This is a genomic window from Sphingobacterium endophyticum, from assembly GCF_009733535.1.
In the GTDB taxonomy this organism is placed as follows: domain Bacteria; phylum Bacteroidota; class Bacteroidia; order Sphingobacteriales; family Sphingobacteriaceae; genus Sphingobacterium; species Sphingobacterium endophyticum.
In genome coordinates this window covers 126,932-141,644 of sequence record NZ_SMMI01000010.1, presented here as the reverse complement: position 1 = coordinate 141,644, position 14,713 = coordinate 126,932, and the positions used below count along the sequence as shown (strand labels likewise).

The window sequence follows — 14,713 nt, the reverse complement described above, 5'->3', positions numbered from 1 at the left end:
CTTAATTTAAGGAAAGCAACGATTTTTTTACTTCTGCTAAATCGTTTAAAAGCTCATCTGCATGTGCCAAACGGCTTTTTTCTACGTCTTGTTTCGTAACCGCAATACAATATAACCCTGCTTCTTTAGCAGCTGTACAACCTGTACTTGTATCCTCGACCACTACAATCTCTTCCTTTGGGATCAATAATTTATTAACCGCCAATAGGTAGGGCTCTGGATTTGGCTTAGGATTCTCAACCTGTTCGCGGGTTACAAAAAACTCAAAGTATTTCAACAATTTATGCTCTCCGAGCACCGTGTCAACAGTTGTTTGATAACTGGAAGTGACCAATCCAATGGTTTTACCGGAATCCCTGACCGATTCAAGTATCTCCTTTGCATATGGCATTAAACGGATATTCTTCATATTCGCTTTGGCATAGCGAGAGCGAGTGGCAAACCACATATCCTCTTCATCAACCGACAATTTATAGGCCGTATTTAACATTTCTACATTATGGCTTAACGTATGCCCTGCAAAATTCGAAATCCATTCGTCAAAATCTATTTTCAATCCATAATCATTCTCTAAAATAGGCGCCCAGTTACTGAAATAAAAATATTCAGAATCAATTAAAGTACCATCTAGGTCAAATAGAACTGCGTTTATATTATCCATGTCACAAAATTAACCATATTAATATTAAGCATATGTTAAATTAATCACTCTTAACATTGCCACTAGGCATTTATTACTCAACGCAAATCAATGCATAAATAAGATTAAGCTCTGGTTTTATTTGGGTTTTGCTCGTGTTTTGCTCGTGTCTCATCCACAGCTCGTCCAAAACTCATCCGGAGCTCGTCCGCTTGTGAGCGGACGAGCTGTGGATAATGTCCAACCAAGGTGTGGACCAGTCTCGACCAAAACACGACTGAAACTCGAAGAAAGGAGGGATTCTTGTAATTTGATTGTTGTTATTGAATAACCTATTTGCTATAATTTTAGGCTTTTATTAAGTTTGTTTACCCCTGAAAAACAAAAGCTAGGGAACTGAATAATTTTAATATTTATGAAAATAATTGCAGTCGGCAGAAATTATATTGATCACGCCAAAGAACTTAATAACCCCGTTCCTGAAAAGCCAGTTATCTTTTTAAAACCCGATACCGCAGTTTTAAAGGACAATAAGGATTTTTACTATCCTGAATTTAGTAAAGACATTCATTTCGAAGTGGAAATAGTTCTACGTGTGTGTAATGAAGGAAAGCACGTTGCTAAGAAATTTGCACACCGTTATTATGATGCAATTGGGTTAGGAATAGATTTTACGGCTAGAGACTTACAGTCAGAATTAAAGAGCAAAGGTTTACCATGGGAGCTTGCAAAAGCCTTCGACCATTCCGCTGTAGTGGGCAATATGATTTTGAAGGAAAATTTCAAGGATCTACATAGCCTTACGTTCTCTTTACAGAAAAATGATGTAGAGGTTCAGCTGGGAAATAGCAAGGATATGATTTTTGATTTTGATAGTTTGATCACTTTTGTTTCACAATATATCACATTGAGAAAAGGAGATTTAATATTTACCGGAACTCCAGCTGGTGTAGGCCCCATAGAAATTGGCGACAAATTGGAAGGGTTTTTGGAGGGAAAAAGCATATTTACATGCCAAATTAAATAATATGAAGAAAATTTCACTTTCACTTTTTTTAGCTGCAACACTTATTGGTAACCTATCTGCCCAGAACAAAAATATTATCAAATCAAGGAATTATCCACAGGGTTATTTTCGAAATCCTCTGAATATTTCACCAGATGCATCAGGAACTTTTGGGGAGTTGAGATCAACGCATTTTCATGCAGGCGATGATTATCGAACTCAGCAAAAAATAGGTCTTCCACTGCATGCTGCTGCTGAAGGTTATGTCTCTCGCGTGAGAGTTCAAATTGGTGGGGGTGGAAACTCAGTTTATATTACCCATCCAAATGGTTTCACAACTGTTTATTTGCATATGGATAGCTTCAACGATGCCTTGACCAGTATCATGCGAGCGGAACAATATAAACAGCAACGTTTTGATGTCGATATGGAACTTAAGGAAGGGCAGGTGAAATTAAGTAAAGGACAATTTATTGGCAATGCCGGTAATACTGGCGGGTCAGCTGGTCCACACCTACATTTTGAGATTAGGGATACAAAATCACAGCATCCATTAAACCCGCAATTATTTGGTTTGAAGTTCACGGACAATTTTGCTCCTACAATAAATGGAATAATGGTCTATGATTTGGAAGAACCATTATTTAATGAAAATACGGGAAGACGTTATCATCAATTGAAATCTTTGGGTTCCGGACGATACGGATTAGCATCTGGAGCCCCAATTTCTGTCAATGGTAAATTTGGCCTCGGCATCAATACGATTGACAGACATCGGGCAGGTGGATTCCAAAATGGAGTTTATTCCATCGAACTTTTCTTGGATGGCAAATCGATTTCTACAGTGTTGTTTGAAGAATTAGACTTCAATACCTCTAGTGCAATACATTCTTATATTGACTTTCCTCATTTTAAAAGAACGAAAGCCAAGGTACAGAAGAGCTTCAAAGATCCAGGAAATCCAATTCAAATTTTTAAGAACTTAAATCAAAGTGGCATTATCGAACTTCAGGATGAAGCAGTCCATGATGTAAAGTACGTTGTGAAGGACGTCAACGGTAATTGTAGCGAGTTAGATTTTAAGATCAAAAATAATCCTTCATATGCTGTAAAGAAGAATCCTGTTAAAGGAGAAGTATTTCCTTATAACAAGGACAATTCATTCTCAGCTGACGAAGTAAAAGTTGAAATCCCTAAAGGATCTCTTTATACTGATTTAGATTTTATTTACTCAAAAAGTGCAGCTAGACCCAATAGTTATTCTTCAGTACATCATGTTCAGAATAATCTGACTCCACTCTTTTCGACATATAAATTAAGTTTAAAACCAACTACATTACCTAAAGAACTTGAGGGAAAGGCATTGATTGCTTCGGTAGATGCTGGATCAGTTGGCGGTAAGTTTGAAAATGGCTGGGTTACGGTGAACACCAAAATATTAGGATCATTTTACGTAACAGTAGATACGATTGCACCTACGATTACTCCGAGAAATTTTAGCAATGGAAAAAATGTAAGTGCACAATCTAAAATAGACTTTACAATATCCGACAATTTCTCTGGCATACAATCGTTTAATGCGTATATAGATGATAAATGGGTATTAATGGAATATGATTCCAAAAATAGGCATGTATGGCATCGCTTTGATCCTGCATTGAGTAAGGGTCAGCATAAATTTAAATTTGTTGTGAAGGATTGGAAGGACAATGAGAAAATATACGAAGCGACATTTACAAGATAAGAAAGATATTTATGGCAGAATTAGCAGTTGGAGATAAGGCTCCACAATTTAAAAGCAAGGACCAACACGGGAACGAAGTAAAACTTTCAGATTTTAAGGGAAAGAAGGTAATCTTATATTTTTACCCAAAGGACAACACGCCGGGCTGTACGACGGAGGCCTGTAATTTTAGAGATAACTACCAAAGCTTAGTTAAAGATGGCTTTGAAGTAATCGGTGTAAGCATTGATAGTGAACAGTCACATCAGAAATTCATTTCGAAATTTGATCTACCATTTACCCTACTAACCGACGAGGATAAAAAAATTGTTGAGGCCTATAAAGTTTGGGTCGAAAAAAACATGTATGGCAAGAAATATATGGGCACAGCTAGAACGACTTTTATAATTGATGAGAAGGGTATCATTCAACATATTATTAAAAAGGTAGACAATAAAAACGCTAGCCAACAAATAAGAGATTTATTGGCAAAATAAGTCATACGAATACATTATATTTGCCACTTATGAGCAAGCAAACAGACGATTTTTTCAAGAATATTATTTCGCATGCGAAGGAATATGGATTTGTTTTTCCTTCGAGTGAAATTTATGACGGTCTAAGTGCCGTTTATGATTATGGTCAATTAGGTTCAGAGTTAAAGATGAACCTTAAAACCTATTGGTGGAAGTCTATGGTGCAACTGAATGAGAATATTGTCGGAATCGACGCTGCAATTTTCATGCACCCAACAACATGGAAAGCATCGGGACACGTTGATGGATTTAACGATCCAATGATTGACAATAAGGATTCCAAAAAACGCTATCGTGCTGACCAACTGATAGAGGATAAAATTGACCGTTATGAAAAAGACGGAAAGACTGATAAAGCTGCACAGTTACAGAAAGATTTAGATGATGCATTAAATGCAGATGATTTAGTTCGATTAAAAGCTATTATCGAGGAGCACAATATTGTCTGTCCTATATCAGGAACAAAGAATTGGACGGATGTACGTCAATTCAACCTGATGTTTGCGACGCAAATGGGTGCAATGGCGGATGGTGCAGAACAAGTTTACCTACGTCCAGAAACTGCTCAAGGTATTTTTGTAAACTTTCTGAATGTTCAAAAAACAGGAAGGATGAAAATTCCTTTTGGAATTGCACAAATTGGTAAAGCATTCCGAAACGAAGTTATTGCTAGACAATTTATTATGCGCATGCGTGAATTCGAACAGATGGAAATGCAATTTTTCGTTCGTCCGGGTTCAGATTTAGAATGGTACCAAAAATGGAAAGAAAACCGTTTGAAATGGCACCTTGCCTTAGGCGCTGACCCTAGCAATTATAGATATCATGATCACGTGAAATTAGCGCACTATGCAAATGCAGCGGTAGATATTGAATATCAATTTCCATTTGGATTTAAAGAAGTGGAAGGAATCCATTCTCGCACTGATTTTGATTTAAAACAACACCAAGAGTATTCTGGTAAGAAAATGCAATATTTTGATCCAGAAATCAATCAAAGCTATATCCCTTATGTTATTGAAACCTCTATCGGATTAGATCGTCTATTCTTAACTGTATTGGCGAATAGTTTAGTTCAGGAAGATCTTTCCACAGAAGATAAACAAGACGCTCGTGTGGTATTAAAATTCCATCCTGCAATTGCTCCGGTCAAGGCAGCCATCCTTCCTTTAACAAAGAAAGATGGATTACCAGAAAAGGCAAGAGAGATCATGGCAAAATTGAAATTGGATTACAATATTCAATATGATGAAAAAGATTCAATTGGAAAAAGATACCGTCGCCAAGATGCAATAGGTACACCATTTTGTATCACAGTTGACCACCAAACCTTAGAAGATAACATGGTTACGATTCGTCACCGTGATAGCATGGAGCAAGAACGCGTAAACATTGCTGATCTAGAAAACATCATAGGTAACCTGGTTAGCATGAGCAATCTATTAAAACAATTAGTATAATTGTTATAAACATAAAAGAAACCTGCCAATTCCTTGGCAGGTTTTTTTTTATGTCAAGAAATTAAAGCAATGTTTTTGTTCTCTACATATTTCCAAATCGAACATCCAAATTCATTCCTGAAAAATTTCTCAAACTCACCATTATTCTTAAAACCAGCTTCTAAGAGTAGGTTTTGTATGTGACCTGGATCATGGTTAGCTCCCGTTAATCGTTCTAAAAAATAAGCTAATCTTTTAACATTCAAGTATCTTTCAAAATTATTATTCAGGTACAGTCTATTGATTAGATTTAATTCCTTGTTTGATAGATTCAAGGAGTTTCTTAGGTCCCTTAGAATCAAATTGGGATTCTTAAAAAGTTTCTCCTTATCAATTAATTGGTCCATTTCGCTGACCAAAATCATTAAATCGGTTTGTTTAGAAGAAATATTTTCTTTTATAAGATTCCTCATCAATCTATTCCCCTTAAAAACATAGTTGAAATAAATTAGGGAAGGGCGGGAATATCGGAAAAACAAGATGCTTAATAAGGTAAGGAATGTGTATAAACTTTCCGGAAAATCAAGAAATTGGGCACGATCTATCAGCAGACCATTACATACGACCAAGGTGATAACAAGTAATTTAATAAAGAATAAAATGATTGCTAATTGACCATCGATAGATTCACTAAGTATGTACAATCTTTTTCTCCATGGCCATAATATGAAAAGATCATAAATTATGGTCATAGAGAACAGAATTGTTCTAGTTTTCTGTTGGAAAAAATCAAGATAATCATAAATCATTCCTTCAGTTATCCGAGAAGAAAACAGGTTATATAGAAAGAAAAACACATAAAAAAGAAGAAATGGAAACACGGCAATAAGAAAAAGATATCCCGAAGTTCTGATTTCCAGAACTATGTTTCTCAGATAAAGTGAGGTTAAAGAAACTAAGCAAAGACTACTTGTCGTTGTAAACAATATATTGACATGGGGGTCAAATACGGATATTAAATGTTTAATAATCAGAACCACTAAAGCAACAGCTACAAGTAAGCGAAGGATTTCTCCCCTTTCGTCTCTTAGCGTTCGAGTCTGAGAAAATAAAATAATAACAAGTACCTGAATGACAGTTAGTGCCAGCAAATAAGCCATATAACAATATTAAAACACTATTATTAAGAAATTAAAAAGATGCCGTTAATTTTTTTTTAGAATTGATTTCATTTTATAGGAACTCAATAACTTTTGTTTCATTCCACTTTTCATCAATTAAAATCTCAAAAAACTTATTAGCAATTCCACTGGGATAAATAGGCCCTTTGAACAGGAGCCTAACATTATTTTTTATCCTGGCATTCAACCTAAATTTTCTAATTAATTTTTCATTTCCGTTTACTTCAATTTCATAGCTAATAGGGAGTTCCTGGGTAGAAAATCCTATAAAATGATTAAAAGAAATTTCACGATGCAGGTTGAAATCCTGTTCAAATACAATTTCATTACTTATCGTATTGGACAATGTTGCAACGGCCAACGGATTAAAAGGTCGCCAGAAATAAGGTTCATTAAGTGGTTTGATTTTAATGTTTTTAATGTCGCTTAAATTCCTGATATCATTGAAATCGATGGTAATTTGGCTATAAAGTCTTTTTAAATTCACTTTTCTTTCTATACTTTCTTTTAGTTCAAATGAATCCTGAACTGCAAAAGAACGAGCATAGCGATTTTTAAACAGTGATGTAACCGAAAAATCCTCTTTCTTTTTTACTTGATTAGGGAAGAATAATTCATCAGCTCCTTCATTGTAAAGCATCACATAATCGTATGATCCAACGGGAAGCTCAACTAATAAATCCTTATTTTTTTCTGTAGGAATGAAATTCCCTTGTTGTACCAGTTCTGAATTTGTTTTGTTAAAAATAAAATAAGGTAATTGAGCGATTTTTGGTTTAGGAGTGTTCTTAAGCTTTCCATAAATTCTTATATTATCAAACCAATTAATCCAATCTTCTGGTTTATTATATTTTCCTTTATTTTGGTCATTTACTTCAAACTTTATCACGACATATACCATTCCATTTTCTAATCCTCTCCCATTTAGAAAAGAGAGTTGATAAGTTCCCATTGTTTTATCCATGATAGATTCAGGTTTTAACTTAAAAGATTTAGTTTCAACAATCGATTGATTATTATTAGGATACATATATTCTAAAACAAATCCATCAATACTTTTATGGGCTGCTCCAAAATCAAATTCCACTCGATCAAGATCAGCAAGATTATTCGTCTTTATGTATAGGATAATTTGCTTAATTCCATTTACTTCTAAAAATTTATTGGTTTTATCACCAACTGATTTTGGATGAGTTATATATTTTAATTTAGAACTTTGTTCGGGTAATATAGTCATCGATACCAATTTGCCCTTATTATAATCAGGATTTAAATTTTCATTGTCAAAACTAAAGTAGCCTATTAACTCAGATTTCTCGGGATTGGTTGCATTGGTATTTTCAGGTGGTGCATTTAAAATTGGGGAGTCAAATGGTTTGATTTCTTTTTTAAAATTTTCAAAGGAAAAGGTTACATTTTGCAGTTTTTGTTTAACCCGATCTATTTCAGGATCATGGGTTTTATTACAAGAATTAAATAATAATAGGAATGGAATGAATAGTAGGAAACGGGTAAGTTTCAATGTGGCTAAAAGCATAATAAAATAAATTAAAATTAAACAATAATATTTTAACTTTAATTTAAGGATGCTAGATTAACTTAAAATCAAAAGGAGATAATTTTAAAGTTAATTATCTCCTTTATATTCAATAAGATATAGTTTTATCTTTCGATTGTTAAGATTTAATAACAGAAATTGAGAATTTAAATCTTATAGTTTATTTTTTCACCATTCTTTAAGACAGGTACAATTTGACCTTTTTTACCTTTGATAACAAATTTTGTAACTTCACCATTTTTCCATTCAAAATCAACGGTATAATTACCTCTTGCTTTAAGTCCTGAGACTTTACCGTTTTTCCAAGCAGCAGGTAAGGCAGGTAATAAATGTATATATCCATCATGGCTTTGCAAAAGCATTTCAGCAATCCCAGCGGAACCGCCGAAATTTCCATCGATTTGAAACGGAGGATGAGCGCAGAATAAATTAGGATAGGTTCCTGCTCCTGCACCGCCATAGGTTGTATTTTGTTCTAAGGCAGGCTGTAGCAGTTGTCTAAGAATTTCCAAGGAATGATCACCATCATGTAATCTTGCCCAAAAGAGGATTTTCCAAGCTCTGGACCATCCCGTACCATCATCACCCCTCACAGCTAATGTCTTCTTAGCTGCATCCGCCCATTCTGGACTCGTAATCGGCGAAATAAAATTAGCGGGATATAAACCATAGAGATGGCTGACATGGCGATGCTTTGGTTCTGTTTCTTCATAGTCTTCTAACCATTCCATCACCCTTCCGGACTTACTGATCACCACTGCAGGTGGCAATGACTTTATATCTTCCTGCAAATCAGTGGCAAAGTCATCATTTAGTTTCAGAACTTTGTTGGCTGTAATAAAGGATTCATAAAGTTCGCGCACAATCTGATTATCGATAGTAGGGCCCATCACCACTGCGGCACGTTTTCCATTTGGAAGTTTAAACCCATTTTCTGGAGATACGGAAGGTGAAGTGACCAACCAGCCTGTTTTTGGATCCTTGACCATGGTTGCCTTATAAAATACCGCAGCATTTTTCAATACTGGATATATTTCTTTTAAATAGCTTTCATCTTTAGTAAATTGATAATGCTCCCAAAGATGGTTACATAGCCAGCCAGAGGCAGTGCTCGCTCCCCAAGAGGCTTGCTCTCCAGGTGCTGAATAGCCCCAAATATTGCTCATCATATAAACTACCCAGCCCGGTGCACCATAATATGCCTGTGCCGTTTTGGTTCCTTCATTAGCAATATTCTTTATCATTTCGATAAAGGGTTTATGATATTCAGAAAGATTATTGACCTCCACACCCCAATGATTCATTTGGGCATTAATGTTCAAATGATAATCCCCATTCCAAGGTGTTTGAATCTGATGTGCCCATAAGCCCTGTAAGTTAGGAGGTAAAGCTTTTGGAACATTTGGCGCTGTGCTTGATAAAGTTAAGTAACGGCCAAATTGGTAATACAATGTTGCTAATCCATTATCTTGACTTGGATCTTTGAAAAAGTTAGCTAAGCGTTCATTGGTGGGTACATCGATTTTGGGAGCTTGATCTGCAATTTGAAGAGATACACGATTAAAAAGCGGCTTATAGCGGGATTCATGATCTCGCCATAATTTTGAGTAGCTATCCTTTTCAACTTTTTTGATTTCCGCATCAACATATTGCACAGGGTCATGATCATAATAACTCGTGCTGGCAGAAAATAAAACCACGGCTTCATCTGCATCCTTAACAATAATTTGATTATCATGATTCTTTAATGAACCTCCTTTTGTCAGTACTTTAAATTTAGCAGCAAACTTAATCCCTCTTCCCCCCTTTCCATCGGGTAGATTTCCTGAAATACTAATTTCGTTGCCATTGATTTTATATTCTTCTACGTTCTGATCCCTATAAAAATGCATGGCAAAATGAATTGATTTCTTCTTGTCGGCAGAAAGACGAACAACCCCAACATTTTTATCAAAAGAAGTAAAGTACTCTCTTAAAAACTTGACACCATTATTGTTAAAGCTCGTTCCAGATTTTGCTTCCGAAATATCCAACCAACGTTTATAATCTTTGGTTTCTCCTTGATGAAAAAAGAGAAAATTCATAAAACCAAAGTTTTGGAAACATCCATAAGGGACATTTGCTCCATTACCATGTCCAGAACCTGCACCTACACAAACAAAATTTTTATTGACCAAAGCCTCAGCTTCATCATTCTTACCTTGGAAAAGTAATTTTTGTATATCGGCTACAGAATTCTTTGCTTCATAATTATTAGCATCCTGGGGAGAACCGGACCACATGGAAATTTCATTCAGAACAATCGATTCATCGTTTATTTTCCCATCAGGCATCATTCCAATTAAGCCATTACCTAATGGTAAAGTTTCTTCCCATTGGCTTGCTGGTTTATTATACCACATTTTTAAATCCTGTCCTTGGACATTCCCAACTAACAGAACACAAATTATTCCTAATAATTTTCTCATTACTTATTTCAAATAGATGTCAAACTCTGCGACGGAAAACTCTTTATCAGCACTTAACATTTCTTTAGGTATAAAACGAATATAATGTGCTTCCTGTGCAGTTCCGAAGCTTATATTTTGTTCAGTAGCGTTAGCTCTAATATTGGAGAACTCTCCTTCAGCTACTTTCTTCCATTCCTTACCATCCACACTTATCTGAACTTCATATTTAGAAGGCACGCCATTGATCTTACGATCTTGTCTAGGCATATAGCTCATTCCTATTATCGATTCTGTTTTAGGAATTCTGATTTCAATAAACTTTTGCGTGCTCAATATAGTATTCCATACAGTTTGGTCATTATTATCAATGGCTTTCTTGGCATGTTTATCTGCACTAATTATCGTAATCTGATCTTTAGCTATTTTTTTACGATCAGCTGAATCAAATTTAAAGACAGATTCTGCTTCCTTAAACAAGGCAAAATCGCTCAATGTCGGAGCAACAGGTGCGAACAATTTCAATCTCAGTTTTGATGCACGAACAGGTTTATCAAGTTTTATCAATCGATTTGCACCAATACTGGTAGCTTTGGCAAGAGGTTGCCATGCAGCATCTTTCCATACTTCAATTTGAACACTATCCAATCTTTGTCCCAATTTTATATTTTCTCTCAGACGAATAATATCAAACTCCTGATCATGAGCCAAATTAATTTCAATGGATGGATTCAATACCTGGTCATCGGATGCAAAATAAGAATATCGGTCTTGGTCAAATAAGTTCTTTTCAGCAAAAAGGGCATTATTTTCACGGACGTTGCTGGCTTTTGCAGTAGCACCAGTGGCAAGGTTATCGGAAAATGTAGCTTTAATTTTTTCGCCAAATGCGGCTAAGGATTTCACATCGTTGTCGTGCAATAAGCCATTAGGCATTGGAGCAAGTCCTAGGTTCATGTTTCCACCACGACCAACAGATTTCAGATAAATTTCGAAAAGCTGATTTGGAGTTTTTACCTTTTCATTTTGATCTTCATGGTAGAACCATCCTGGTCTTTGAGGAACATCACATTCAGCAGGGATCCAGAATTCGCCATTACGATCTCCTGAAGGCAAATTAGAATCATCTACTTCCCCGGGAACAGGAGTTTTTCCTGGCTCCTTACTTTTAGGGGTTAATGTAGCCCAGCTGGTTTCGTCAGCAAAGCCATGTTCGTTACCAACCCATCTCATGTCAGGACCAACATCAGAGAAAATCATCGCCATAGGTTGAAGTTTTCTTACTATCGGCCAGGTTTTTTCATGCCATTCATAATAGGTAGTCCGATCAATCGTACGTTTTTCATTTTTGCCACCATAATACCCATCACCACCATTGGCGCCATCGTGCCAAGAAGTGAATAGTGGACCATAGTTAGACATCAACTCGGTTAATTGCTCTCTATAGGCATCTGCATAGGCTTTAGTTCCGTACCTTGTATCATTACGGTCCCATGCAGAAAGGTACACACCAAATTCAAGCGCATTATCGTGTGATGCTTGCATAAATTCTTTGACCATATCACCCTTTCCATCTCTAAAGGGCGAGCTTGCTATGCTATAATTTGTTGTTTTGGTAGGCCACAAACAAAAACCATCATGGTGTTTAGCAACTGAAATAAGTCCTTTAAATCCCCCTGCTGCTGCAGCCTTGGCAATTTGGTTGGCATCAAATTTTACTGGATTAAATATTTTTGGATCGGCATCCCCGAATCCCCATTCTTTATTCTGAAAAGTGGTTGGTGTAAAATGGATCAGTGTGTACATCTCCATTTCATGCCATTTTAATTGTCTTTCACTTGGCAAGGCTCCGTAGGGCTTTGGCTCCGTTTGAGAAAAAGTAAGTAATGGGCATAATAATGCTAAAGAAAGTAGTTTAGATCTTTTCATAAACGATTATAATAAATTCTCAAGATACAGAAATCTGCAAAGATTCAGTGATTAATTTCCTATTTCAACAGGAATAATACTAAATTTTGAAGATTTAACAGCTATTAGTAGATGTCAAAGGTAAATGATTGATTTAATGCTTTATCAATAATCGAATTGAACTTCTTTTAATTAACATTATATTTCAATAAAAATGAGATAATCAAAGGTTTGCATACATTTTTTTTCAAATTAAGGTTAAAATTATCTCCTTGACTTAGTGCTTTTTATTGAAAAGTGAATAAATTTGCTAATCATGAACAACGAACAATCTAAAATTATACGCGAGCAAGCCAAACGTTCTTCATTACGAGAACATTCGGTTCCATTATATCTTACTTCAAGCTTTATATTTGACAGTGCGGAACAAGGAAGAGCTGTTTTTGCAGACGAAGAAGAAGCCATGGTATATTCAAGATATGCCAATCCAAACACTACTGAATTCATAAATAAGGTATGTTTATTAGAAGAGGCTGAAGCAGGATTAGCATTTGCCTCGGGAATGGGAGCTATATTTTCTACGTTTGCTGGATTTATAGAACAGGGAGATCATATCGTTTCTTCCAGGGCAATTTTTGGTTCAACTCATCAATTATTCACACAACTGTTCCCTAAATGGGGGGTAACGACTACCTATGTAGATGCTATTAACCCAGAAGAATGGGAAAAAGCTATACAACCTAATACTAAATTTATCTTCCTAGAATCTCCATCAAATCCGGGATTAGAACTCGTAGATTTAGAATGGTTAGGTGGTTTAAAGGAGAAGTATCCTCACATTATTTTTGCAATTGATAATTGTTTTGCTACTCCATATTTACAAAAACCATTAGCCTATGGTTTCGATTTGTCAATCCATTCAGCAACGAAATATATGGATGGACAGGGACGGGTTTTAGGAGGAGTTGTTGTAGGCAAACAAGAACTAATTGATAAAATGATGTTTTTAATTCGCCACACAGGTCCTGCAATGTCAGCATTCAATGCTTGGATATTATCTAAAAGTATTGAAACATTAGGCCTTCGAATGGACAGACATTGCTCAAATGCATTAGCATTAGCAGAAGAATTAGAAAAAAACACCGAGGTTTTGGATGTAAAATATCCATTCCTTCCTTCGCATCCTCAATATGAATTAGCGAAAAAACAGATGAAAGCAGGAGGTGGAATTGTAACCATTGAAGTAAAAGGAGGTAAAGAACGTGCTTTCCAATTTTTGGATGCCTTAAATATGATCTTGTACACATCAAACCTTGGTGATTCAAGAAGTATTGCAACTCACCCCGCATCGACAACACATTCAAAGCTTACAGAGGAAGAAAGAGAAAAATTAGGAATCAGGCCAGGAACGGTTAGGCTTTCAATAGGTATCGAAGATCAAAAAGATATAATCGACGATATCCTACAGGCACTTGAGAAAAGCCGGGGGTAGACAGTTGTAGACAGTAGACAGTAGACATTAGACAAAAGACATTAGAGCCTTTCTAGTTTCTAATGTCTATTGCCTTGTGTCTTGTGTCTACTGTCTTATGTCTATACTCAACTTACACCGCAGCTAGAGCTGCTTCGTAGTTAGGTTCTTCGACGGTTTCAGCGACTTGTTCGGTATATTTTACATTTCCATTTTCGTCCACTACGACCACAGAACGACTTAAAAGCCCTTGAAGTGGACCATCAGAGAATTTAACACCATACGCATTGGCGAAAGAGTCATCTTTGAAATCAGATAGTGTAATTACATTATCAAGACCTTCAGCAGCACAGAAGCGACTTTGCGCAAAAGGAAGATCTTTAGAAATACAAAGAACTACAGTATTATCTAATCCGGAAGCTTTTTCATTGAATTGGCGTACTGACATTGCGCAAGTACCCGTGTCGATACTTGGGAATATATTTAGAATAACTTTCTTACCTGCAAAATCTTTCAATGATTTTTGTGACAAATCACCGGCGGTTAAAGTAAAGTCAGGAGCTGCACTGCCTACTTGAGGTAGATCTCCTTGGGTATGCACTGCATTACCTTTAAATGATACTTGAGCCATAAATATTTATTTAAATCTGTTTATATTGAAAACCAATATACCTTATTTATGTTTTGAATAAAAACAAATAGCAGTCTTTTATTAATTCTTGACAAATTTTTTATTATAATTAATAAAATTTTACTATGTTAGCATATCAAATCGAATTTGAAAAACGCTAATCAATAATTACT

11 protein-coding genes are annotated in these 14,713 nt (G+C 35.7%); 5 read left to right on the top strand and 6 right to left on the bottom strand.

The window, feature by feature from the left end; translation table 11 throughout:
- Window position 1: 1 nt before the first annotated feature.
- Entirely contained in the window at window positions 2-661 is a 660-nt protein-coding gene (locus E0Y80_RS13650; RefSeq protein WP_156308224.1) for an HAD family hydrolase, read from the bottom strand.
- 394 nt (window positions 662-1,055) lie between these two features.
- Here E0Y80_RS13650 and E0Y80_RS13645 point away from each other — a divergent pair, with 394 nt between their 5' ends.
- The 4 genes from E0Y80_RS13645 to E0Y80_RS13630 are packed head-to-tail and all read left to right on the top strand — an operon-like array spanning window position 1,056 to window position 5,365.
- Window positions 1,056-1,667, top strand: coding sequence for a fumarylacetoacetate hydrolase family protein (locus tag E0Y80_RS13645; RefSeq protein ID WP_156308223.1), 612 nt, complete (start codon window positions 1,056-1,058; stop codon window positions 1,665-1,667).
- A gap of 1 nt (window position 1,668) precedes the next feature.
- Window positions 1,669-3,390, top strand: coding sequence for a M23 family metallopeptidase (locus E0Y80_RS13640; protein ID WP_156308222.1), 1,722 nt, complete (start codon window positions 1,669-1,671; stop codon window positions 3,388-3,390).
- Window positions 3,391-3,401: 11 nt separating this feature from the next.
- Window positions 3,402-3,866 carry a thioredoxin-dependent thiol peroxidase gene (bcp, locus tag E0Y80_RS13635; protein WP_156308221.1) on the top strand — a complete coding sequence of 155 codons (465 nt, stop codon included), beginning with the start codon at window positions 3,402-3,404 and terminating at the stop codon, window positions 3,864-3,866.
- 29 nt (window positions 3,867-3,895) lie between these two features.
- Window positions 3,896-5,365, top strand: a complete 1,470-nt coding sequence (locus E0Y80_RS13630; protein ID WP_156308220.1) for a glycine--tRNA ligase — start codon at window positions 3,896-3,898, stop codon at window positions 5,363-5,365.
- Between the two features lie 53 nt (window positions 5,366-5,418).
- Here E0Y80_RS13630 and E0Y80_RS13625 read toward each other — a convergent pair whose 3' ends face one another.
- The 4 genes from E0Y80_RS13625 to E0Y80_RS13610 form a co-directional block, all read right to left on the bottom strand.
- Window positions 5,419-6,504 carry a hypothetical protein gene (locus E0Y80_RS13625; protein WP_156308219.1) on the bottom strand — a complete coding sequence of 362 codons (1,086 nt, stop codon included), beginning with the start codon at window positions 6,502-6,504 and terminating at the stop codon, window positions 5,419-5,421.
- 73 nt (window positions 6,505-6,577) lie between these two features.
- Window positions 6,578-8,062, bottom strand: coding sequence for a hypothetical protein (locus E0Y80_RS13620; RefSeq protein WP_156308218.1), 1,485 nt, complete (start codon window positions 8,060-8,062; stop codon window positions 6,578-6,580).
- A 167-nt stretch (window positions 8,063-8,229) separates the two neighbouring features.
- Window positions 8,230-10,551: a glycoside hydrolase family 95 protein gene (locus tag E0Y80_RS13615; RefSeq protein ID WP_156308217.1), complete on the bottom strand. Its 2,322-nt coding sequence runs from the start codon at window positions 10,549-10,551 to the stop codon at window positions 8,230-8,232.
- Window positions 10,552-10,554: 3 nt separating this feature from the next.
- Entirely contained in the window at window positions 10,555-12,459 is a 1,905-nt protein-coding gene (locus E0Y80_RS13610) for an alpha-L-fucosidase (protein WP_156308216.1), read from the bottom strand.
- Between the two features lie 295 nt (window positions 12,460-12,754).
- On the opposite strand from E0Y80_RS13610, the gene E0Y80_RS13605 reads away from it, so the two are divergent.
- Entirely contained in the window at window positions 12,755-13,930 is a 1,176-nt protein-coding gene (locus E0Y80_RS13605; RefSeq protein WP_156308215.1) for a trans-sulfuration enzyme family protein, read from the top strand.
- A 112-nt stretch (window positions 13,931-14,042) separates the two neighbouring features.
- On the opposite strand, the gene tpx is transcribed toward E0Y80_RS13605, so the two are convergent.
- On the bottom strand, window positions 14,043-14,540 hold the full coding sequence (gene tpx, locus E0Y80_RS13600; RefSeq protein ID WP_156308214.1) for a thiol peroxidase: 498 nt from the start codon (window positions 14,538-14,540) through the stop codon (window positions 14,043-14,045).
- Window positions 14,541-14,713: the final 173 nt, after the last annotated feature.

Bases quoted from the DNA above. Each gene is read 5' to 3' on its own strand.
- E0Y80_RS13650 (WP_156308224.1), bottom strand. From the start codon at position 661: ATGGATAATATAAACGCAGTTCTATTTGACCTAGATGGTACTTTAATT.
- E0Y80_RS13645 (WP_156308223.1), top strand. From the start codon at position 1,056: ATGAAAATAATTGCAGTCGGCAGAAATTATATTGATCACGCCAAAGAA.
- E0Y80_RS13640 (WP_156308222.1), top strand. From the start codon at position 1,669: ATGAAGAAAATTTCACTTTCACTTTTTTTAGCTGCAACACTTATTGGT.
- bcp (WP_156308221.1), top strand. From the start codon at position 3,402: ATGGCAGAATTAGCAGTTGGAGATAAGGCTCCACAATTTAAAAGCAAG.
- E0Y80_RS13630 (WP_156308220.1), top strand. From the start codon at position 3,896: ATGAGCAAGCAAACAGACGATTTTTTCAAGAATATTATTTCGCATGCG.
- E0Y80_RS13625 (WP_156308219.1), bottom strand. From the start codon at position 6,504: ATGGCTTATTTGCTGGCACTAACTGTCATTCAGGTACTTGTTATTATT.
- E0Y80_RS13620 (WP_156308218.1), bottom strand. From the start codon at position 8,062: ATGCTTTTAGCCACATTGAAACTTACCCGTTTCCTACTATTCATTCCA.
- E0Y80_RS13615 (WP_156308217.1), bottom strand. From the start codon at position 10,551: ATGAGAAAATTATTAGGAATAATTTGTGTTCTGTTAGTTGGGAATGTC.
- E0Y80_RS13610 (WP_156308216.1), bottom strand. From the start codon at position 12,459: ATGAAAAGATCTAAACTACTTTCTTTAGCATTATTATGCCCATTACTT.
- E0Y80_RS13605 (WP_156308215.1), top strand. From the start codon at position 12,755: ATGAACAACGAACAATCTAAAATTATACGCGAGCAAGCCAAACGTTCT.
- tpx (WP_156308214.1), bottom strand. From the start codon at position 14,540: ATGGCTCAAGTATCATTTAAAGGTAATGCAGTGCATACCCAAGGAGAT.